The sequence below is a fragment of the Burkholderia sp. IO2 genome (assembly GCF_029522185.1).
In the GTDB taxonomy this organism is placed as follows: Bacteria; Pseudomonadota; Gammaproteobacteria; order Burkholderiales; family Burkholderiaceae; genus Burkholderia; species Burkholderia cenocepacia.
In genome coordinates this window covers 1-21,715 of the sequence record NZ_JAKWFH010000027.1, presented here as the reverse complement: position 1 = coordinate 21,715, position 21,715 = coordinate 1, and the positions used below count along the sequence as shown (strand labels likewise).

17 protein-coding genes and 2 pseudogenes are annotated in these 21,715 nt (G+C 69.7%); 10 read left to right on the top strand and 9 right to left on the bottom strand.

What is annotated here, in order from left to right; all coding sequences use genetic code 11:
- Nucleotides 1-46 precede the first annotated feature (46 nt).
- The 5 genes and pseudogenes from MMB92_RS18610 to MMB92_RS18590 form a co-directional block, all read right to left on the bottom strand.
- Nucleotides 47-1,528: a mechanosensitive ion channel family protein gene (locus tag MMB92_RS18610; RefSeq protein ID WP_034204048.1), complete on the bottom strand. Its 1,482-nt coding sequence runs from the start codon at nt 1,526-1,528 to the stop codon at nt 47-49.
- A gap of 111 nt (nt 1,529-1,639) precedes the next feature.
- Nucleotides 1,640-2,065, bottom strand: coding sequence for a DoxX family protein (locus MMB92_RS18605; protein WP_060266515.1), 426 nt, complete (start codon nt 2,063-2,065; stop codon nt 1,640-1,642).
- Nucleotides 2,066-2,295: 230 nt separating this feature from the next.
- Nucleotides 2,296-4,101: a winged helix-turn-helix domain-containing protein gene (locus MMB92_RS18600; protein WP_059721766.1), complete on the bottom strand. Its 1,806-nt coding sequence runs from the start codon at nt 4,099-4,101 to the stop codon at nt 2,296-2,298.
- 531 nt (nt 4,102-4,632) lie between these two features.
- A pseudogene (locus tag MMB92_RS18595) lies at nt 4,633-4,803 on the bottom strand (alpha/beta hydrolase); the annotation flags it as partial.
- 64 nt (nt 4,804-4,867) lie between these two features.
- Nucleotides 4,868-5,299 carry a DUF3331 domain-containing protein gene (locus MMB92_RS18590; protein ID WP_006498468.1) on the bottom strand — a complete coding sequence of 144 codons (432 nt, stop codon included), beginning with the start codon at nt 5,297-5,299 and terminating at the stop codon, nt 4,868-4,870.
- A 366-nt stretch (nt 5,300-5,665) separates the two neighbouring features.
- Here MMB92_RS18590 and MMB92_RS18585 point away from each other — a divergent pair, with 366 nt between their 5' ends.
- On the top strand, nt 5,666-6,646 hold the full coding sequence (locus tag MMB92_RS18585; RefSeq protein ID WP_077057074.1) for an alpha/beta hydrolase: 981 nt from the start codon (nt 5,666-5,668) through the stop codon (nt 6,644-6,646).
- Between the two features lie 91 nt (nt 6,647-6,737).
- On the opposite strand, the gene MMB92_RS18580 is transcribed toward MMB92_RS18585, so the two are convergent.
- On the bottom strand, nt 6,738-8,318 hold the full coding sequence (locus MMB92_RS18580; protein WP_084752746.1) for an MFS transporter: 1,581 nt from the start codon (nt 8,316-8,318) through the stop codon (nt 6,738-6,740).
- A gap of 83 nt (nt 8,319-8,401) precedes the next feature.
- On the opposite strand from MMB92_RS18580, the gene MMB92_RS18575 reads away from it, so the two are divergent.
- On the top strand, nt 8,402-9,430 hold the full coding sequence (locus MMB92_RS18575; protein ID WP_277562857.1) for an HlyD family secretion protein: 1,029 nt from the start codon (nt 8,402-8,404) through the stop codon (nt 9,428-9,430).
- On the top strand, nt 9,427-10,863 hold the full coding sequence (locus MMB92_RS18570) for an efflux transporter outer membrane subunit (RefSeq protein WP_125333473.1): 1,437 nt from the start codon (nt 9,427-9,429) through the stop codon (nt 10,861-10,863). Before MMB92_RS18575 ends, MMB92_RS18570 begins: the two co-directional genes overlap by 4 nt.
- Nucleotides 10,864-10,888: 25 nt before the next feature.
- Here the strand turns inward: MMB92_RS18570 and MMB92_RS18565 are convergent, their stop codons facing one another.
- The gene (locus MMB92_RS18565; RefSeq protein WP_034203698.1) at nt 10,889-12,160 is read right to left on the bottom strand and encodes an NAD(P)/FAD-dependent oxidoreductase; all 1,272 of its coding nucleotides are present in this window, start codon (nt 12,158-12,160) and stop codon (nt 10,889-10,891) included.
- A 219-nt stretch (nt 12,161-12,379) separates the two neighbouring features.
- On the opposite strand from MMB92_RS18565, the gene MMB92_RS18560 reads away from it, so the two are divergent.
- The 7 genes from MMB92_RS18560 (at nt 12,380) to MMB92_RS18530 (ending at nt 20,644) form a co-directional block, all read left to right on the top strand.
- Complete coding sequence (locus MMB92_RS18560; RefSeq protein ID WP_034204050.1) at nt 12,380-12,652, top strand: UBP-type zinc finger domain-containing protein; 273 nt, start codon at nt 12,380-12,382, stop codon at nt 12,650-12,652.
- 336 nt (nt 12,653-12,988) lie between these two features.
- Complete coding sequence (locus MMB92_RS18555; protein ID WP_277562856.1) at nt 12,989-14,275, top strand: cytochrome c; 1,287 nt, start codon at nt 12,989-12,991, stop codon at nt 14,273-14,275.
- Nucleotides 14,272-14,772 carry a (2Fe-2S)-binding protein gene (locus tag MMB92_RS18550; RefSeq protein ID WP_277562855.1) on the top strand — a complete coding sequence of 167 codons (501 nt, stop codon included), beginning with the start codon at nt 14,272-14,274 and terminating at the stop codon, nt 14,770-14,772. The genes MMB92_RS18555 and MMB92_RS18550 overlap by 4 nt, the downstream gene beginning before the upstream one ends.
- On the top strand, nt 14,772-17,033 hold the full coding sequence (locus MMB92_RS18545) for a molybdopterin cofactor-binding domain-containing protein (RefSeq protein ID WP_062885708.1): 2,262 nt from the start codon (nt 14,772-14,774) through the stop codon (nt 17,031-17,033). Before MMB92_RS18550 ends, MMB92_RS18545 begins: the two co-directional genes overlap by 1 nt.
- Before the next feature lie 103 nt (nt 17,034-17,136).
- Nucleotides 17,137-18,054: a LysR family transcriptional regulator gene (locus tag MMB92_RS18540; protein WP_006481367.1), complete on the top strand. Its 918-nt coding sequence runs from the start codon at nt 17,137-17,139 to the stop codon at nt 18,052-18,054.
- A 181-nt stretch (nt 18,055-18,235) separates the two neighbouring features.
- Nucleotides 18,236-19,453, top strand: a complete 1,218-nt coding sequence (locus MMB92_RS18535) for an MFS transporter (RefSeq protein WP_277562854.1) — start codon at nt 18,236-18,238, stop codon at nt 19,451-19,453.
- Between the two features lie 78 nt (nt 19,454-19,531).
- Nucleotides 19,532-20,644 carry an alkene reductase gene (locus tag MMB92_RS18530; RefSeq protein WP_034203702.1) on the top strand — a complete coding sequence of 371 codons (1,113 nt, stop codon included), beginning with the start codon at nt 19,532-19,534 and terminating at the stop codon, nt 20,642-20,644.
- Nucleotides 20,645-20,717: 73 nt separating this feature from the next.
- Here the strand turns inward: MMB92_RS18530 and MMB92_RS18525 are convergent, their stop codons facing one another.
- Both MMB92_RS18525 and MMB92_RS18520 read right to left on the bottom strand, forming a co-directional pair.
- A complete protein-coding gene (locus MMB92_RS18525) occupies nt 20,718-21,392 on the bottom strand; it encodes a hypothetical protein (protein ID WP_058903721.1) in 675 nt (224 codons plus the stop codon).
- A gap of 86 nt (nt 21,393-21,478) precedes the next feature.
- Nucleotides 21,479-21,715, bottom strand: a pseudogene (locus tag MMB92_RS18520) (amidohydrolase); the annotation flags it as partial.

Below are 21,715 nucleotides of genomic sequence, written 5' to 3'. Positions count from 1 at the left end.
ACGCCCGTTCGCGGGCCGCCAGCGCCCCTCGCGATCCGGCCCGGCGTCAGCCGAGCGAATCGTGCAGCCGCTTCATTTCCTTCTCGAGCCACCCGATCAGGCTGAACCCCGCGTGCGCTTTCTCGACCGGCGGAATCATCACCCGTTCCTCGGTCGCGATATGGTCGGTGAGCGACTCGCACATCAGCCTGCCGAGCGCCGGCTTCCTCGCGATCAGTGCCGACAGATCCTCGCTGCGAAGCTGATGCACGGTCATCGCGGTGACCGCGTGCACGGTCGCATGCAGCCGCGTGCCGGCGAGCACGACCGACTGCCCGATCGCATCGCCCGGCGCCATGCGCCGGACTTCGACATCGCCGGAAGCGCCCGGCACGAACACCGCCGCGACGCCCGATTCGACGATCGTCAGCACGCGCGACTCCGCATTCGACGCATAGATCACGTCGCCCTTGCCGAACGAACGCGCAACCAGCGCATCGGCCAGCACGGCCAGATCGTCGTCGTCCACGCGCGCGAACAATTCGACCGCGCGCAACAGCAGTAGCCGACGCGATACCGGCTGCCCTAGCGATGTCGATACGGACGCCGGCGCAGAGCCTGCTAGCGGCCGCCATGCGACGCCCGCCGCGGCCAGATGCCGATGCGCGAGATCGTAGAGCGCGTTGCGCACGGTAATTTTCTTCTGCAGTGCGTCGACGTAGCAGACGAGTTCGTACTGGATCGCGTTCGCGCGGAACGCCTTCACGACGGCGATCGGCGCGGGGCGCGCGAGCACGTCGAGCGAACTCGCCGCGGCCCGCTCCAGCGCGCCGACGGCCACCGCCGGCCGCACCGCGGGATCGAGGTCGAGCGCGAGCGTCACGCCGTGCAGGCCCGCGGGTTCGCTGAGATTCACGATCGTCGCGCGCGCCGCGGTGCTGTTCGGCACGACGACCAGGTTGCCGAGGCTGTCGATCAGCTTCGTCGCACGCCAGTTGCTCTCGACGATGCGCCCTTCGAGCTCGCCGATCGAGACCGTATCGTCGAGCCGGAACGGTTGCGTGGTATTCAGCACGAGCCCGGAGAACACGTCGTTCAGCGTGTTCTGGAGCGCGAGGCCGAGTATCACCGCCACGGCCCCGGAGGTCGCGACCAGGCCGCTCAACGGCAGGCCGAGCACGTAGCCGAGCGCGGCCACCGCGGCCGCGCCGAACACGATGGCTTCGGCGAGGTCGTGAAACAGCCGCTGGTTGCGCCACGCACGCGGCAGCAGCAGATGATTGAGCAGCAGACTGAACACGATCGCGCACTGGAGCCACCAGGCGATGCAGATGGCCTGGACCGCGATCCGGTCGAGCCAGGCGAGCGACGCGGGCACGGCGAGCGGGCTCACGCCGGTCGCGAACAGCACCGCGGTCAACGCGGCGAACGCCGCGCAGCGCCGGATGGCGCGCGCCGCGGAGCGACCGCGCCCGAACAGCCGCCACGCGGCGAGATCGGCCAGCACGATCGGCGCGCCGTAGATCGCCGTATCGGAGAAATTCAACATGTCGGAACGCACGCGCGGCGCGCGAAAGGATGGGCGCGGCAGCACGTACGTCGCCGCGCGGACGGAATCGTCAGGCACATGGCGTGCGGGCCGCCGACGCACTGGCCGCCGCTAGGCGCGCCGGCGCATGACGCCCGGCAACGGCAGTGGCAACACGTAGCGGCCGGCACCCGCGATCGCGATCGTGCCGAACAGGATCAGCAGCATCCACGCGAACTGCGCTTCGCGCAGCGGCCAGTCCGGGTGGACGAACACCAGCGCGACGAGCGTGACGATCATCACCGGCAGCGCCGCCAGCCTCGGATACAGACCGACGATCACGAAGACCGGGCACACGACCTCCGCGAAGATCGCGAACAGGATCGACAGCGTGCGGCCGAGATGGAACGGATCTTCGATCGCCGCGGCTTCGGCCGTGTAATGCACGATCTTCGGCAAGCCGTGCACGACGAGCAACAGCACGCTGGCGGCGACGCGCAGGAACAGCAGGCCGAGATCGGTCGCGTGACGGGAAAGGTCGGATTGATCAGGTTTCATGCGGCGGTTCGTCGGTTGAACGGGATGCGCGGCGACGCGTGCGCCGGGTGTTTCGCCGCGCCGACGTTCAGTGGGATCGCGCGATGTCGGCGAGCGCAGGCGGTCGATGCGCACGCGTGCCGACGGGGTGTCGGCACGCGCCGTTCTGGCAATCTACGCGCGCCGCCTGCCGCCGTCCTGTATCCGGGCTGAATCGTTCTGAAACATCGGGGACGCGCACGAACCCGGCGTCACGACTCGCGCGACGGCAGTTCGGCCTCGGCCGCATCGAATCCGAGTGCGTGCACCTCCGACCACGCGTCGTGCACGACCTGCGTCGACCCTGCGGTATGCGCGAGCGCCGCCGCATACGCGGCCAGCACCCGCACGCGCGCATCGTCGGACACCCCGGTTGCATCCGCGTCACGCATCGCATCGAGCGCGACGCGCGCGCGCTCGCGACATTCGTCGACGAGCGACAGATCGAACAGGCACGGCACCGCGACGGCCGTGAGCGCGATGCCGAGCGCCGCGTCGCCCTGCGCCGAAAATGCCCAGTCGAGCGCGACACGCAGATTGCCGAGCTCGCGGCGGACCGCATCGAGCCGGGTCGCGCCCTCCGGCCCGCTGCCCGGCGCGTCGCCATCGTGGGCCGCGCGCCGGAACAACGCGAGGAAGTAGGTCGCGTGCGCGCGCGCCGCAGCCGCGCCCTCGCCGTGACTGTCGAGTTGCTGTTGCGCGTAGGCCCGCGTGGTCGTCAACAGCCGGTAGCGCGGCACGCCGTGCGCGGTCTCGAGGATCACCAGCGATTTCGACACGAGGCCGGCGATCGTCTCGAGCAGCTCGGCGCCGGCCGGCCCGTTGGCACCGACGACCTCGCGCACGGCCTCGATCGAGAAGCCGTCGCGAAACACGCCGAGCCATCGCAGCAGCAGGCGCTCGGCGTCCCCGAGCAACCGGTAGCTCCAGTCGTACATCGCCTGCAGCGTCTGGTGACGGGGCAACGCGGTGCGAAAACCGCCGGTCAGCAACCGAAAGTGATCGTCGAGATGGGCGGCCAGCACGTCGATGCCCAGCACGGCGGCGCGCGCCGCCGCCAGTTCGATCGCGAGCGGCAGGCCGTCGAGGCGACGGCAGACCGACGCCATCAACGCCAGGCTGCGCGCGTCGAGCGGAAAACGCGGATCGGCCGCACGTGCCCGCGCCGCGAACAACTGCACCGCGCTGGCGTTCATCGCCTCGCCGTCGCCGCCCCCTTCGTCGGGGACGTCGAGCGGCGGCACCGGGCACACGCGCTCGCCGTGGATGCGCAGCGATTCGCGGCTCGTCGCGAGCACGCACAGCCCGTCGTCCGCATCGGTGAGCGCGCTCGCGATCTGCGCGGCGGCGTCGAGCAGGTGCTCGCAATTGTCGAGCACGAGCAGCATCCGGCGACGCGCGACGCTGGCGAGCACTGCTTCGAGGGTCAGCGACCCGGTCGGCTGCGTGATGCCGAACGCGCCCGCCAGCGCGTCCGGGACGAAGCGCGGACACGCGACGGTCGCGAGCGAAACGAATACGGTGCCTTCCGGAAAGCGTGCGTCGGCGCGCGCCGCCGCTTCGATCGCGACGCGCGTCTTGCCGATGCCGCCCGCGCCGACCAGCGTCACGACGCGCGCGCCCTGCAGGGCGGCCAGCACGTCGGCGACCGTCTGTTCGCGGCCGAACAGCGTGCTCGGCGCCGCAGACGGCCGCCACATCGCGGGACGCACGGGCGCGTCGCCGTCGTCCTGCCCGACGACCAACCGATAGCCGCGGCCCGGCACCGTGACGATCAGGTTGCGGTCGTCGGCCAGCGCCTTGCGCAGCGACGCGATGTGCACCTGCAGGTTGTTTTCCTCCACCACGGTGTGCGGCCATACCCGCTGCATGATGTCGTCTTTCGATACCAGCGCACCATTCGCCCGAATCAACAGCTCGAGAATTTCGAATGCGCGGCTGCCGATGCGCAGCAGCTTGCCGTTCGAACGAATTTCACGTCTGTCGAGAAAAACGTGAAGTGTTCCAATCCGGATCATGAGAATTTCTTGAGGGTGACATTCAACGGCGCCCCACTGAAATCGGGTGCCGGTTCGGCATCAATGCTACGGTATTTGCATGGTCGAATGATTCAAATTATCAGAATGAACGGCTCGAATTTTTTGAAATGACGAAAAATTCCGCCGCACGGTGCTGTTTTGCACTCCAGCACTGAAATGCGGCGCGATCACGCACGTTTCATGTGCAAATGGTGCATGCGTCCATGAATGCGATTCCGATATATCAGACGAAATGTTTGCCGGACGGAGATATGCGGCGCATTTTCTTTTCGATTCGAACGGCCGGTTTATTTTCGGGTTGCTCTATTGCGCCGGCCGAATATCCGTCGACGTATTGGCATGCGCTTCTGGCTCGCTTCCGGCGCGATTCGCCGCGCGGAACCGGCATCGCGAAGCTCAGCCCTGCGCGAACGCCAGCAATTCGTCGTTCAGCCTGGTCGCGTACGTCACAGCGCATGCGGGCCGCCTTCATAGACGCTCAGCGTCGAATTCGGAACGAGTTTCGCGGTCGCCGCGTCGGTCGTACGCGATGCCGCGCAGGCCGTGCGACGCCAGATGATGCATCTGCACGTCCCACATGTCGGCATTCAGCGGCCAGCCATGAATGAACACGACCGGGCGGCCGCTGCCCCAGTCCTTGTAGTGGATCGACACGCCGTCGCGGGTGGCGAACGTGCTCATGAAGGTTCCTTTCGAGTAGGGAAGCCGCGCCCATGGACGCGGCCGAAGCGTGCGGCGCGGCGCGTCATGCCCGGGACTGCCGGGTAACGAACTGCTCGAGCGCCGTCGCGAGCACCATCTCGCGGCAGTTCGCGGGGCGTTTCTCGCCGCGCCACTGGGGTTTGTAGATCGCGTCGCCGACCCGGATCGGTTGCCCGGTGAGCGCGCAGCGCGCCAGCCTGCGCGCCTTCGCGCTGATCCAGCGTTGTTCGTCGTAGCGGCAACGCGTCGGATCGCTCCACGACACCAGCATCGACGAATCGGTCTGCCGCTCGACGGCGACGATCGCGCTGCGGCGGCGCACGTCGCCGCTCGACGGCACCGGCGCATCGTTCCGATGCGGGCGACGCGAGCCGTCCGTCTCTCGCGTACGCGGCAGCGGCGGCATCCGGCTCCCCGTGGCAGGTAGCGGTCCGAGCGACGTGATCATGTGCTCCCAGCGATTGAAGGCGTCCATGGCGGCTTATTCAGGCAGGTGACGGGCGGCGCGGGTCGTCGGCCCCGTTCGCGTGGCGCGCGACGTGTGCCGACGACCCGATGCTGACGATAGCCGCCGTGCGCTGAAGAGTCCCGGTCGCGGGCTTAATTTTTCTGCAGTGCGGCAAATCCGTTGGGGGCGCCGCGGCGTTCAAGAGAATTCAGCCGGATTTCAGTACGGCGCGCACCACGCCGGATTACGCTCCCGACGGCATTCGTTCGTCCGCGCGCCACCATCGACGCGCGACGGCGCACGCCGGCCGGCTGCCGGGCGGGATGGCCACGGCCAGCCGCCACCGATCCACCATCCCGTGCGGCCTCGCCGCCGCATACCTCAGGAGTCCACATGCATCCCGAACAGACCGACGCCGTTTCGTCGGCCCGCCGCCGCGACATGCTGCTTGCCGGTGCCACGGCCGTTGCCGCAGTCGCGCTGCCCGCGATGGCGGCCGCGGCCGGCGCGCCTTCGCGCAGCCCTTCTTCAGCCCACTCAGGAGCGCACACGATGAACACGATCACCACTCAGGACGGCACGCAGATCTACTTCAAGGATTGGGGCAGCGGCCGCCCGGTCGTGTTCTCGCACGGCTGGCCGCTGTGCGCGGACGCGTGGGACGCGCAGATGCTGTTCCTCGTGCAGCACGGCTATCGCGTGATCGCGCACGACCGCCGCGGCCACGGCCGTTCGAGCCAGCCGTCGCGCGGCAACGACATGAACACGTACGCGGACGATCTCGCCGCGCTGCTCGACGCGCTCGACGTGCGCGAAGCCGCGCTCGTCGGCCACTCCACCGGCGGCGGCGAAGTCGCGCGCTACATCGGCCGCCATGGCACGAAACGCGTGTCGAAGGCGGTGCTGATCGGCGCGGTGCCGCCGCAGATGGTCAAGTCGCCGACCAATCCGGGCGGCTTGCCGATGGAAGTGTTCGACGGCATCCGCAAGAACGTCGCGGAGAACCGCTCGCAGTTCTACAAGGATCTGGCCGTGCCGTTCTTCGGCTTCAACCGGCCGAACGCGAAGGTGTCGCAGGGCACGATCGACGCATTCTGGTCGCAGGGCATGATGGGCGGCATCCATGGCCAGTACCTGTGCGTGAAGGAGTTCTCGGAAATCGACTACACCGACGACCTCAAGAAGATCGACGTGCCGACGCTCGTGCTGCACGGCGACGACGACCAGATCGTGCCGATCGACGATTCGGCCCGGCTGTCGTCGAAGCTCGTGAAGCACGCGGTGCTGAAGGTGATCGAAGGCGGCTCGCACGGCATGTGCGTCGTGAACGCCGATCGCATCAACGCCGAGTTGCTTGCGTTCCTGCAGGCGTAAGCGCGCGGTCCGTCGCGGCGGCGCGCATGCCGCCGCGACGGACGCGCCGTTCAGGACTTTTCAGGAAATTTCAGACCGTCCGGTGCCACACTTACGGCGCCCGCACCGGGCGCAACAGGATGCCGAGCAGCGCGCCGGCGAGCGCGAACGCCATCGCCACCCGGAAGTTGTCGGCCAGCGCGAGCGTCGTGGCCTGCACGCGCACCGCGCGATCGACGAGCGCATAGGCCGCCTGGTTGCCGGTCGCGAACGTGGCGCCATGCGCGACCAGCGACCCCGCGCCGGCTCGCAGCCGTTCGAGCGTTTCGGGATCCGACAGCGACACATGCAGACCGACGAGATTCGAATGGGTAGCCTCCCTGATCCGCTGAATCACCGCGATCGACGTCGTGCCGAGCTGCCCGCTGAGCAGGCGCGTCGCCTGCACGACCGCGCCGAACGTCAACGCATGCTCGGCCGTCACGTGCTTGCCGAAGAAGAAGATGACCGACGTGAGCGCCATCGTCTGACCGAGTGCCTGCAGCAACTGCGACGGGATGAAGTCGGGCTCGGCCCACACCGGCGTGAGCCGCGACCCGAGCGCGAACGCGATCGCCACCATCGCGAAGCCGGCGACGATCAGCCGGCGCGGATCGACCCGCTGCAGCAACAGCGCGACGCACGGCGCGAACAGCAGTTGCGGGATCGCGATCCAGCGCAGCGTGTCGCCGATCTGCAACGGCCGCAGGCCGTACGTGCTGGCGAGGAACAGCGACGGGATGAAGCTCGTGTTGAGCACGGTGAAGCGCACGAGCCCGACGAGCACGATCAGCAGCGCGATGTTGGGCCGCGCGAGGTACCCGAGGTCAATGCCCGCGCGCGGCGACGCGAGTTCGTGGATCAGGAACGCGGCGATCATCAGGATGCCGGCGGCCAGCAGCGCGACGATCAGCGGCGACTGCAACCAGAACAGCCGCTCGCCCTGGTCGAGCGCGATGCACAGGCACGCGAAGCCGCCCGCGCCGAGCAGCATCCCGCGCGCATCGATGCCGGACGCGAAGCGCTTGATCGGCTCGTCGGCGAGCGACAGCATCAGGCACGCGATGAACGGCACGGTCAACGCCGCGTTCTGCCAGAACAGCCAGCGCCAGCTCAGATGTTCGCTGTACCAGCCTTCGAGCGTGGCCGACAGGTTCAGCGACATCTCGAGATTCATCGCATACGCGGCGATGCCGAACGGAATCAGCCGCGGCGGCAGCGTGCGCACGACGAAGCCGACCGTCAGCGGCACGAACACGCCGGACGCGAGCCCCGCGATCGCCTGGCACACGATGAACGCGCCGAATTGCGTGCACAGCGGCAGCACGCTTTCCGCGCCGAGAAACACCACGGCGCCCGCGACCAGCACGCGGCGCGTGCCGAACATGAAGGCCGCCGCGATCGCGAGCGGCCCGACGAACATCTGCGACGCGGTAAACGCGGTGTTGATCCACGCACCTTCGTCGAAGCCGATGCCCAGCGCGCCGCGCACGTCGGCCAGCCCGAGCGACGTGATGCGCGACGTCAGCGTCGCGATGATCGCGCCGAGCAGCACGGCCGCGATCGCGGCGATCGACCGAAACGTCGGAATGTCGGAGGCCGGGCCTGCGGCCGGCGCCGGCGCGGCACTGCCGGTGGCGAACGTCGTGTTCATCGTCGAGCGGCTCCCGCCTGTCAAGCTGGCGCAAGCATAACGCGGTGCGTCGAATCCTGCCCGTACGACGGAGTTTGCCGATCATGACCCCACCCTCTCCCGCACCGTCGCCCGCTGCGCCCGCGCGTTCCCGGCGATTGGCCGTCGTCGCGATCGCCGTGATCGCGCTGCTGCTCGTCGCATTGCTCGTGTACGAGTTCGACGCACGCGATCGCGGCACCGACGACGCGTACGTGACCGGCCATCTGCACGTGATCTCGCCGCGCGTCACCGGCACGGTCGAGCGTGTGCTCGTCGACGACAACCAGTTCGTGCATGCGGGCGACGCGCTCGTGCAGATCGACCGGCGCGACTTCGACGTGCGCGTCGCGGCGCAACGCGCCCGCGTCGCCCAGGCACATGCCGATGCGAGCCGCGCACGCGCGCTGATCGAGCAGGCGGACGCGGCGCTCGTGTCGGCGCACGCCGATGCCGAAAAGGCCGAGCTCGATTACGCCCGTGCACGCGAACTGACCCGCGAGACGCCGCGCGGCCTGTCGAAGCAGGAATTCGATGCGGCCGATGCCGCACGCAAGTCCGCCCGCGCGCGCGTCTGGGCGGCCGATGCGCGGCGGCGCAGCGCGCTCGCCGCCGCTCAGGCCGCCGCTGCCGCGTCGAGCCAGAACGACGCCGAGTTGCGCGACGCGCTGCTGCAACTCGGCTACACGGCGGTCGTCGCGCCGTCGGACGGCTACGTCGGCAAGAAGACCGTCGAGACCGGCGAGCATGTCGCGCCCGGCCAGGCGCTGCTCACGCTGGTCGAGCCGCATCCGTGGATCATCGCCAATTTCCGCGAGACGCAGCTACGGCACGTGCGTGCCGGCGACGCCGTGCAACTGCGCTTCGATGCGCTGCCGCAGCGCGCGTTCACCGGCCGCATCGACAGCCTGTCGCCCGCGACCGGCGCGCAGTTCGCGCTGCTGCCGCCCGACAACGCGACCGGCAATTTCACGAAGGTCACGCAGCGCGTCCCCGTGAAGATCCTGCTCGACGGCCCGGCCGCGACGGAGCCGCGCATCCGGCCCGGGCTGTCGGTCGTCGTCACGCTGCAACCCGGCAGCGAATCGCGATGACGCGCGTCTTCGCCCTGCTCGCCGCGAGCCTGCTGGCCGCGTGCTCGATCGCACCGCAGCCGCTCGCGCCCGTCCCGGTCGGACACGACGGGTTCCGCCATGCCGATCCGGCGACCGATGCGCGCGCGCCGTCGCTCGCCGCGTGGCCCGTGTGGTTCGGCGACCCGCAGCTCGGCCGCCTCGTCGACGCCGCGCTCGCGCACAACCCCGACATCCGCGCGGCGGCCGCGCGCGTCGACCAGGCGCAGGCGCTGCTCGGTGTGCGCGAGGCCGCGCTGGCGCCGACCGTGCGCGTCGACCCGTCGTTCAGCCGCACGCGAGTGTCCGGCACGGTCGACAACGCGCTGCCGAAGCGCACGATGCACAACTGGTCGGTTCCCGTCGCCGCGAGTTATGAAGTCGATCTATGGGGCCGCTTGCGGGGCGATGCCGACGTCAGCGAACAGAACCTGCTGCAGACGGCGGCCGACCGCGATGCGGTGCGTCTGCGGGTGGCGACCGAAGTGGCCGTCGACTATCTGACGCTGCGCTACGTCGACGACGATCTCGTGACGCTCACGCGCGCGATCGGGCTGCGGCGCACCGCGCTCGACGTGATCGCCGCCCGCGTGCGGGCCGGCGCGGCGAGCGATCTCGACGGGCTGCGCGCAGCGGCCGATCTCGATACCGCGCATGCCGATCTCGCGGAAAGCCGCCGGCTGCGCGAGAACCTCGTCGACGCCATTGCAGTGCTGACCGGCGTGTCGCCGACCGCGTTCGACGTCGACGCGGGCGCCGTGCCCGTGCAGGTGCCGGAGGTGCCGGCCGGGCTGCCGTCCGCGCTGCTCGCCCAACGCCCGGACGTATTCGCGGCGGCGCGGCGCGCCGATGCGGCATCGCTCGAACTGGGGATCGCGCGCACCGCGTGGCTGCCGACGCTGACGCTGACCGCCGACGGCGGTTTCGCCACCCGCGACCTGCGCTCGTTTCTCGACCGCAACAGCTCGCTGTGGAGTCTCGGCGCGAACGTCGCGCTGACGCTGTTCGACGGCGGCAAGCGCGATGCCGCGGTGGCCGCCGCGCGAGCCGGCACGAACGTCGCCGACGCCAACTATCGCGCGACCGCGATCGGTGCGTTGCGCGACGTGCAGGATGCGCTCAACGACATCGCCGCGCAAAAGGAGCGGATCGTGCGCTACGACAGCGCGGCGCGCGCGACGGACGCGGCGGCGCGGCTATCGCTGAGCCGCTACGCGCACGGTTACGTCAGCTACCTGGAAGTCATCGACGCCGATCGCGACGCACTGAATGCGCGGCGCCAGCTGATTCACAGCCGGCAGGCGCTGGCCGTCGCGACGGTGAGCCTCGTGCGTGCGCTGGGCGGCGGGTGGACACCGTCGGCGCGCGCCGGCCGGGGCGGGCTGCATGACGCGACGCAAGCCGACGCGCGATGACGGCATCGAACGGCCCGCGAGCGCGTCAGGCAAGCGCGAGGCGATGCGCATCCTCGCCGAGAAACCGGTGCACGAAGGTCACGGCCATCGCGCCTTCGCCGACCGCCGACGCGACGCGCTTGACCGATCCCGATCGCACGTCGCCTGCCGCGAACGATCCCGGCACGCTGGTTTCCAGATGGTACGGCCGACGCTCGAGCGGCCACACGCGCTCGAACGCCGGACAATCGTACAGATCGCCGCCGGTCACCAGATAGCCGTCCGGATTGCGAATGATGTCGGTGTCCTTCGCCCAGTCGGTATTCGGTGCGCCGCCGATGCACACGAACAGGCGCGTGGCCGGCAACCGTTCGCGCGTGCCGTCCGCCGAGCGAAGCTCGATCGCGTCGAGCCAGCCGTCGCCGTGCAGCGCGGCGACGCTCGACCGGTAGCGGACCTCGATGTTCGGCGTGCGTTCGATCCGGTCGATCAGGTAGCGCGACAGCGTGTCGGCGAGCGACGCGCCGCGCACGAGCATCGTCACCTGGCGCGCATGCCGCGAGAAATTCATCGCGGCCTGGCCGGCCGAATTGCCGCCGCCGACGATGAACACCTGCTCGCCCGCGCACATCGGCGCTTCGCTCGACCCGGCGCCGTAGAACAGCCCCGCATTGAGAAACGCCGGTTCCTCCGGCAGCCCGAGGCTGCGATATTCGATGCCGGTCGCGCAGATGTTCGCGCGTGCGACCAGAATCGACCCGTCGGCGAGCTCGACGCGAATCTTGCCGTCGACGAATGTCGCATGCACGCCCTCGCGCATCGTCAGCAGCTCGACGCCGAACTTCACCGCCTGCTCGCGGGCGCGCTCCGCGAGCTCCGCGCCCGGAATGCCGTCGGGGAAGCCCATGTAGTTCTCGATCAGCGAACTCGTGCCGGCCTGCCCGCCGATCGCGCCGCGCTCGATCACGACCGCACGCAGCCCCTCGGACGCCGCGTAGACCGCCGCGGACAGCCCGGCCGGCCCCGCGCCGTAGATCGATACGTCGTATTCGACGAAACGCGGGCGCGCGACCCAGCCGAGCCGCGCGGCGATCTCGGCCAGGGTCGGCTGGTACAGGCGCGAGCCGTCCGGAAAGATCACGACCGGCAGCCGGATGTCGCGCAGCGGCGCGATGCCGAGCACTTGCGCGCAGTCGGCGTCGGATGTCAGCTCGCACCAGTCGTACGCGATCATGCGCCGCTGCAGGAAATCGCGGATCGCATACGCGTCCCTGCTGCGCGGCAAGCCGACGATCCGCACGTGTTGCGGTTGATCCATGAGCGCCTCCCGATGATGTCGATGTCGGATGCGGCCCGGCCGGGCCGCGGCCGGACGCATTCGCGACTGTACGCCGCCGGCACGCACCGCGCGGGCCGCTTCATGACAATTAAGGTCCGGGTGCGCCGCGGCGCCGCACAATGTCGCGTATCCGTCCCGCTTGCGGCCTCGCGCCGGCCCGCCGCAAGCGTCGCTCCCGCGCCGGCATCGGAGCGCAAGATGGCCAACGCCTGTACGCATCTCGACGAAGCACGCGTGTTCGACACCAACAAGGACTACTGCGACGAATGCATCAGATCGGGCAGCCGCTGGGTGCATTTGCGGATGTGCCTGATCTGCGGGCACGTCGGCTGCTGCGACTCGTCGCCGAATCGCCACGCGAGCCGGCATTTCCGTGACACCGGCCACCGGCTCGTCCGCTCGATCGAGCCCGGCGAACGCTGGATCTGGTGCTACGCGGACGAAGTCGTCGCGGGCGAGGTTCCGTCGTAACGCGACGTGGGAGGCCGCCGTGACATGGCCTGCCCGTCATCCGGCGCCGGCGCCGAACCCCGGCCGATCCGGGGCCGGACACCGTTCAGAACGTTTCAGCGCCGCTTCAGGCAATGGAAGCGGCCTCTGCGTAGACTGCCTTCATGCGCTGCCGCGTACGACAGCGCATGCGCCCGTTATCGACTGCTGGAGTGACAACTTGATCCCCGCCGCCAATCACCGCCGCTCGGCAACACGCTCGCGGCCGCATCGGACGACCACGCACGGCCGACCCGCATCGCCCGGTGTCGCCGCGCCTCGCATGACTTGCGGCGCACCGCGCCGCATGGAGCGCGCATGAAGCACAAACGACTCTGGTTCGGCGCGGCCGGCATCGCGATCGTCGGTGTCGCGATCGCGATCGGCGTCATGGTGCGGCCGTCGATCGCGCCGATCGATCCGCCCGCCCCCGCCTCGTTCGATCCGCAGCTGGTGCGCGCCGGCGCGCGCGTCGTCGCGCTCGGCGACTGCATCGTGTGCCACACCGCGAAGGACGGCAAGCCGTTCGCGGGCGGGCTGCCGCTCGCGACGCCATTCGGCACGATCTATGCGACCAACATCACGCCGGACGCCGAAACGGGGATCGGCCGCTGGTCGCGCGACGCGTTCGCCCGGGCGCTGCGCACCGGCATCGGACGCAACGGGCAGCCGCTTTACCCGGCGTTTCCGTACATTCATTTCACGCGGATGTCGGACGACGACATCGCCGCCGCGTACGCGTACCTGATGACGCGTGAGCCGGTACACGCGACGGCGCCCGCCAACGACCTGGTCTTTCCGCTGAACTTCCGGCCGCTGGTCGCATTCTGGAACGTGCTGTTCCTGCGCGAAGGCGCGTATCAGCCGGACCCGGCGCAGTCCGCGCAATGGAACCGCGGCAGGATGCTCGTCGACGGGCTCGGCCACTGCGCGTCGTGCCATTCGCCGCTAAACGCGATCGGCGGCGAGCAGCGCGGCCGCGCGTTCGACGGCGGCATCGTCGACGGCTGGGAAGCACCACCGCTCAATGCGCTCGGCCAGGCCGCGCGGCCGTGGACGCAGGCGCAGCTCGTCACCTACCTGCGCACCGGCCGCGCGCGCGAGCACGGCGCGGCGGCCGGGCCGATGCTGCCGGTCACGCGCGACCTCGCGACGGTGCCGGTGGAGGACGTCGAGGCGATCGCCACTTACATCCTGTCGATCCAGAAGCCGGCGCATGCGCGTGCGGCCGCCGCCGCGAACGCGGTCGAACGCGCCGCGACGACGCCGGCCGCGCAACGGGGCGCGACGCTGTTCCAGGCGTCGTGCGCGCAGTGCCACGGGCCGGCCGCGCCGATGCAGTCGATCGGCGAGCGGCCGACGCTTTCGTTCAGCACGGCGGTCAACGCCGATACGCCGCGCAACGCGATCCAAATGATGTTCAACGGCATCGGCTGGCACGGCGAGGACACGCTCAACTACATGCCGTCGTTCATCGACCAGTACGACGACGCGCAGATCGCCGATCTCGCCGCGTACGTGCGCGAGACCTATACCGACCGTCCCGCGTGGTCCGCCGTCGACGCGATGGCCGCGAAGCTCAGAAAAGAGGACACCGTACGATGATTACCCTCACCGTCAACGGCGTGCGGCACACGCTGGACATCGATCCGTCCACGCCGCTGCTGTACGCGCTGCGCAACGACCTGTACCTGCACGGCGCGAAATTCGGCTGCGGCCTCGGACAATGCGGCGCCTGCACCGTGATCGTCGACGGCAAGCCGACCTTCTCGTGCCTGATGCCGGTGGCCGCGGTCGGCGCGCGCAGCGTGCGCACCATCGAAAGCCTCGGCACCGCCGAGCATCCGGGCCCGCTGCAGCGCGCGTTCATCGAGCATCAGGCCGCGCAGTGCGGCTACTGCATCGCCGGGATGATCATGCGCGCGCAGGCGCTGCTCGAACGCAACCCGAAGCCGACCGAACAGGAACTGCGCACGCACATGGAACCGAACCTGTGCCGCTGCGGCACGCACATGCGGATTCTCGCGGCGGTGCGCTCGGTCGCGGGGCTGCCGCCCCCCGAACCGGCTTCCGCTCCCGTCACGATCAGCAAGGGGCTCTGATGAATTCCCACGACGACATCGACGAAGGCCGCCGGCATTTCATCGTCTCCGGCGCGCTGTTCGTCGCGTTCAGTCTCGCGCCCGCGTCGCGCGCGGCCGCGCAGCTGGTGATCGCCGACGAAGGCGCGGCCGTGCACGTGGCGAAAGCCACGCAGGCGCTCGCCGGCAGCCTGAAGACCAATCCGCTGCTCGACGCGTGGGTCAAGATCACACCCGACGGCAAGGTCACCGTGTTTACCGGCAAGGTCGAGCTCGGCACCGGCGTGCGCACCGCGCTGCTGCAGGTGGCCGCCGAGGAACTCGACATGAAGCCGTCGCTGATCACGTTCCTGACCGCCGACACCGGCGCGTCGCCGGACGAAGGATTGACCGCCGGCAGCCACACGATGGCCGACAGCGGCTCCGCGCTGCTGAACGCGACCGCGCAGGTGCGCGCGCTGCTGGTGGAAGGCGCGGCGAAACGCTTCGGCGTCGATCCGCGCGTGCTGACGACCGCCGACGCGGTGATCAAGGCGCCCGACGGCCGCACGATGACCTACGGCGACGCGATCCGCACGGTCGACCTGCACCGCAATGCGGCGCCCACGTCGCCGCTGAAGAACCCGGCGACGTTTGCCGTGATCGGCACGTCGCTGCCGCGCGTCGACATCCCGAACAAGGTCACGGGCGGCGTCAGCTATGTACAGGACATGCAGCTGCCCGGCATGCTGCATGCACGCGTCGTGATGCCGCCGGTATACGACGCGACGCTGCTGTCGTTCGACGAAGCCGCGATCCTGAAGCTGCCCGGCGTCGTGCGGATCGTGCGCAACGGCAGCATGCTCGCGGTGGTCGCGCAGGGCGAGTGGCAGGCGGTGGTCGCGCAGCGCGCGCTCGCCGCCGGCTGCCGCTGGTCGCCGGGCCGCAAGCTGCCCGAGCGCGGCACCGTGCACGCGGATCTGAAACGGATCTCGACGCAGCGCATCGAGATCGCGAACACGCACGCGGCCACCGCGCCGGCCGTGAAGACGCTGAACGCGACGTTCCTGAAGAACTACCTGCTGCACGGGTCGATCGGGCCGTCGTGTTCGGTCGCGCATCTCGAGAACGGGATGATGACGGTGTGGACCCACTCGCAGGGCGTCTACCCGCTGCGCGACGCGCTCGCGGAGATGCTGTCGATGCCGAAGGCGAGCGTGCGCTGCATTCACACCGAGGGCTCCGGCTGCTATGGCCACAACGCGGCGGACGACGCGGCCGCGCATGCCGCGCTGATCGCCGCCGCGATGCCGGGCAAGCCGATTCGCGTGCAATGGATGCGCGAACAGGAACACACGTGGGATCACTTCACGCCCGCGATGGTGACCGAGGTCAGCGCGTCGCTCGACGCGAGCGGCCGCATCGTCGACTGGAACTATGCGTTGTGGAGCAGTTCGCACAACGAGCGGATCGTCAACGCCGGCCGGCTGCTGCCCGCGCGCATGCTGGAGCCGCCGTTCGTGCCCGCGCCGTCGACGCCGATGCTGCAGCCGGAGGGCGGCGGCGACCGTAACGCGATTCCGCTGTATACGCTGCCGAACCAGCACATCGTCAACAACTTCTCGCCGACGATGCCGCTGCAGACGTCCGCGATGCGCTCGCTCGGCGCGCACACCAACGTCTGGGCGATCGAGAGCTTCATGGACGAGCTCGCGCGCGCGGCCGGCGTCGATCCGGTCGAATTCCGGCTGCGTCACATGGAAGACCATCGCGCGCGGCAGGTGATCCAGCTCGCCGCGAAGCACTTCGGCTGGCCGCGGCCGCCGCGCGCGCGCAACCGCGGCGTCGGCTTCGCGTTCGGCAAGTACAAGAACCTGATGGCCTACGTCGCGATCGCGGTCGAGGTATCGGTCGTGCCGGAAACCGGCCAGGTGACGCTCGAACACGCGGAAGCCGCCGTCGACGCGGGCCAGATCGTGTCGCCGGACGGCATCCGCAACCAGATCGAGGGCGGCATCGTACAGGCCGCGAGCTGGACGCTGTACGAGGCGCTGAAGTACGACACGGAACGGATTCGCAGCTTCGACTGGAGCAGCTACCCGATCCTGCGCTTCTCGGCCGTACCGCGGAACGTGAAGGTCCATCTGGTCAATCGTCCCGGCGCGCCGTTTCTGGGCGCGGCCGAGGCGTCGATGGGGCCGACCGCCGGCGCGCTGGCCAACGCGATCTTCGACGCGACCGGGCAGCGCATGCGCGAAATGCCGTTCGCCGGCGACGCATTGAGAAAGCGCATCGACGCCTAGCGGGTCGGTCACGCCGCTGCGCGACACCCTATATCCGACACGAGACAAGACGGCGCCGGCACGCACCGGCGCCGCATGCCGACCGGCTGGAGAACCTCCGACGATGGATACCTTGCTTTCGATGCGCGTGTTCACGCGCATCGTCGAAACCGGCAGCTTCACGCGCGCCTCCGACACGACCGGCCTCACCACGCCGCGCGTGTCGGCGCTGCTGAGCGCACTCGAGCAGCATCTCGGCTGCCGGCTGCTGAACCGCACCACGCGGCGCATCTCGCTGACCGAGGACGGTCAGGCCTACTACGAACGTTCCGTCGCGGTGCTGCGCGAGATCGACGACATGGAGGCGTCGGTCTCGCAGGCCCGCAACGTGCCGCGCGGCCGGCTGAAGGTGAACCTGCCGCCCGCGATGGCCAAGCAGGTCGTGGTGCCCGCGCTGCCGGCGTTTCTCGACGCCCATCCGGACATCATGCTCGAACTTGGCGTAACCGACCGGCAGATCGACCTCGTCGGCGAAGGGGTCGACTGCGTGGTGCGCATCGGCGCGCTCGACGATTCGGGCATGATCGCGAAGCGGATCGGCAGCCTGACCACCTGTACGTGCGGCTCGCCCGCCTATTTCGCGCGGTGCGGCGAGCCGCAGACCGTCGACGATCTCGCACAGCACGTCGCGGTCAGTCACATCTCGGCCGACACCGGGCGGCCTCGCCCGTGGGATTACGTCGTCGACGGCGAGCCGCGCATCGTGCAGATGTGCGGCACGGTGGCCGTCAACGACGCGGACAACTACATCGAGTGCGGCGTCGCCGGCATCGGCCTGATCAAGACGTCGCTGTATCTCGTCGAGCCGTACCTGAAATCGGGCCGGCTGCGCGAGGTGCTGACCGATTTCAACGCGCCGGCCCGGCCGATCTCGGTGCTGTATCCGCCCAATCGCCACATCCCGGTCAAGCTGAAGGTGTTCGTCGACTGGCTCGCGGGCCTGTTCGAGCAGATTCCGACGCTGCAGGGCAAACGCGGCTGAACCCGCGCGGCGCGGCACCTTTGCGTGCCACGCAACGCTCGATTGCACGGCGTCCCGATTCCGGCTGGAGCGATTGATCACTAGTATCGACGGCAATGCGGTGCATCGTATCGCGGCCAGGCGACTTCCATGCCGGCGCGACGCTTCGGTGCCCGGCCTTTCCCTTTTCCAGGAGTCGACCATGTCAACGGATTCAACACTGCTCGCGCCGCCCGCGCACGGCGTCAAGCTCACGCAGGGGCTGATCCTGCTGTTCGCCTTCAGCTGCGGCGCCATCGTCGCGAACCTGTACTACGCGCAGCCGATCACCGAGCTCATCGCGCCGGGCCTGCACATGTCCGGCAACACGGCGAGCCTGATCGTGTCGCTGACGCAGATCGGCTACGCGCTCGGCCTGTTCTTCATCGTGCCGCTCGGCGACCTGCTCGAAAACCGCAAGCTGATGATCGTGACGGCCGTCGTGTCGATCGCGAGCCTCGCGGCGGCGGCGCTCGTGCGCACGCCTGGGCTCTTTCTCGCGATTTCGCTGCTGATCGGGTTCAGCTCGGTGGCCGTGCAGATCCTCGTGCCGCTCGCCGCGCACCTCGCGCCGGACCATTCGCGCGGCCGCGTCGTCGGTACGATCATGAGCGGGCTGCTGCTCGGCATCCTGCTGGCGCGGCCGCTGTCGAGCGTCGTGGCCGACGCGTTCGGCTGGCGCTTCGTGTTCGCGGCGGCGGCCGTGCTGATGACGCTGGTCACGGCCGTGCTCGCGCTGACGATTCCATCGCGCCAGCCCGATCATCGCGCGACCTATTTCGAACTGATCGGCTCGCTGCTGCACCTCGTTCGTACGATGCCGGTATTGCGCCACCGCGCGTTCTACCAGGGCCTGATGTTCGCGTCGTTCAGCCTGTTCTGGACCGCCGTGCCCGTCGAGCTGACCCGTCACTACGGGTTGTCGCAATCGGCGATCGGCCTGTTCGCGCTGGTCGGCGCGATCGGCGCGACCTCGGCGCCAGTGGCCGGGCGTCTGGCGGATGCCGGCCATACCGTGCGCGCGACGCTGATCGCGCTCGTCGCCGGCGCGCTCGCGTATGCGGTCGGGTTCGTGCACGGCACCGGCCTGTACGGGCTCGTCGTCACCGGCATCGTGCTCGACTTCGCGGTGCAGATGAACATGGTGCTCGGCCAGCGCGAAATCTACGCACTGCACGCGGCGAGCCGCAACCGGCTGAATGCGCTGTACATGACGAGCATCTTCGTCGGCGGCGCCGTCGGCTCCGCGCTCGCGAGCCCGCTGTACGCGCATGGCGGCTGGCCGCTCGTCGCCGCGGTGGCCGGCGCGTTCCCGCTCGTCGCGCTCGCGCACTACCTGCTCGTCGGGCGGCCGCACGCGCAACGCCACGCAGCGGGCTGAACCGCCGTCGTACGCCGAATCGATCCGTTCGCGGGGCGCGCCGCCGCCCCGCTCCCCGTCGAACCATAGGAGTCCATCATGTCTTCCCTGCTCAGTGCTTATGATCTGCGCGGCCTTGCGCTGCCGAACCGCGTCGTGATGGGGCCGATGACGCGCTCGCGCGCGCCGTCGCGCGGGCTGCCCACCGAACTGATGGCCGAGTACTACGCGCAGCGTGCGTCGGCCGGCCTGATCGTGACCGAAGCCACCAACGTCAGCCCGGCCTCCGCGGCATTCGAGCTGACGCCGGGACTGGTCGACGATGCGCAGGCCGCCGCCTGGAAAACCGTCACCGATGCCGTCCATGCGAATGGCGGGCGCATCTTCGCGCAGCTGTGGCACGGCGGGCGCGTCAGCTCGCTGACGCTGCTCGGCGGCGCCGCGCCGCTGTCGCCGTCCGGCGTGAACGACGACCTCGAACAGTTGCAGGTCTGGGCGCAGCTGCAGAACGGTTACTACACGAAGATTCATGCGACGCCGTCGCGCGCGATGACGACCGATGAAGTCGTCGCGACCGTCGACGAATTCCGGCAGGCCGCGGCACGCGCGATGGCCGCGGGCTTCGACGGCGTCGAAATCCACGCCGCCAACGGCTACCTGCCGCACCAGTTCCTGTCGTCGACGCTGAATCGCCGCGACGATCGCTACGGCGGATCGGTCGCGAACCGCGCGCGCTTTCTCGAGGACATCGTCGACGCGGTCGGCGGCGTGATGCCGCTGAGTCGCGTCGGCGTGCGCATCTCGCCGTATGCGAAATACAACAACGTGCGCGACGCCGATCCGGACGCGACGCTCGCGTACGTCGGCCGGATGCTCGACGCGGCGGGCGTCGCCTATCTGCACGCGGCCGACACCAACGGCTGGAGCGGCGAACCCGATCTGCCGCGCATCGTCGACCACGCGCGCCGGTCGTTCCACGGCACACTGATCGTCAACGGCGGCATTTCACCGGAGGCGGCGAGCGCGCTGATCGACGCGGGCGACGCCGATCTCGTCGCGTTTGCCCGCGCATATATCGCGAATCCGGATCTCGTCGAGCGCATCGCGGCCCGCGCATCGCTCGCGGAGCCGAAGACCATCGGCTGGTACGGCGGCGAGCGCGCCGGCTACGTCGACTACGCGCGGCACGACGCGGCGCAATCGCCCGCCTGACCCGCGCATGCCGGGCGCGGCGCCGCAGCGCGGCCGCCCGTGCGTCCGGCTGCCGCACGCCGGACCGGCGCCGTCACGTATCGTTCCACCGCGCGCCCAGCACGCGCCCGCAGAAATTCGGCCGCTGAAAGTCGGGGTCCGCGCGTTCGAGCACGTCCGCGCTCCAGGTGCCGAAGGTCGACTGCGGCCGATGCTCGACGCCGCGTGCGACCATGTCGAGATACGCTTCGCGAAAACCGCTGCCGCGCGGGTAAGCCGCGAGCAGCGCCGTGCGCTCATCGGCGGTATAGGCGTCGAAGTCGGTCGCCATCAGGTCCGTCGACACGGCGCACGCGAGGGCGCGCGCAAGCGGCGAAGCACGGGCGGCCACGCCCGGCGTCGTATGCAGCGCGACCGCGTGCCACACGTCGTCGCGCATGCGCCGCGAGCGGCGATGCCGCAGCAGCAACGCGTGTGCGGCATCCGCGCCGTCGAGCTCGTAGCGTTCGGTCGAACGGCAGTACGCCGGGCTCAATCCCATGTTTGCGTACATCGCGGCGACGTACAGTGCGTCGGCGTCGCACGCGTCGCCTGCACGCCGCGCGGCGAGCGAAGCGAACACGAACACGCGCGCCGCATGATCGGCGAGCGCGGCGGGCAACGACGCGCGGGCCGCGTCGGCGGCCTCGACCGTCACGGGCGTGCGCGGAATGCGCACGCCGGCCACTTCGTCGCCGGTGGCCGATGCGCGCGGATGCGCAGCATTCATCCTGTCTCCTTCATGCCCCGTGCACGGGGCGGAAAATCGTTCGATGCACGGCGGCGCCCGGCGCGCAGCGCACCGGTACGCACCGCTCAAAACGCGACGCAGCAGCGGCCGAAGGCTTCGCAGCGCTCGGCGGCCGCACTGGCCGTCGGATAGCGCGGTCGCGCGAAGCGACGCCCATCACCACGCGCACGGCACGCATCGACGCCGGGCGCCACGCACGCGTCGCCCGCCGCCGAGGCACGCGAACGGTCGCGCCCGTCGGCGCCCGCCGCGTCGGCGGCGCCGCCTGCGGCGACCGGCGACCACGCGGGGCTGACGGGCGG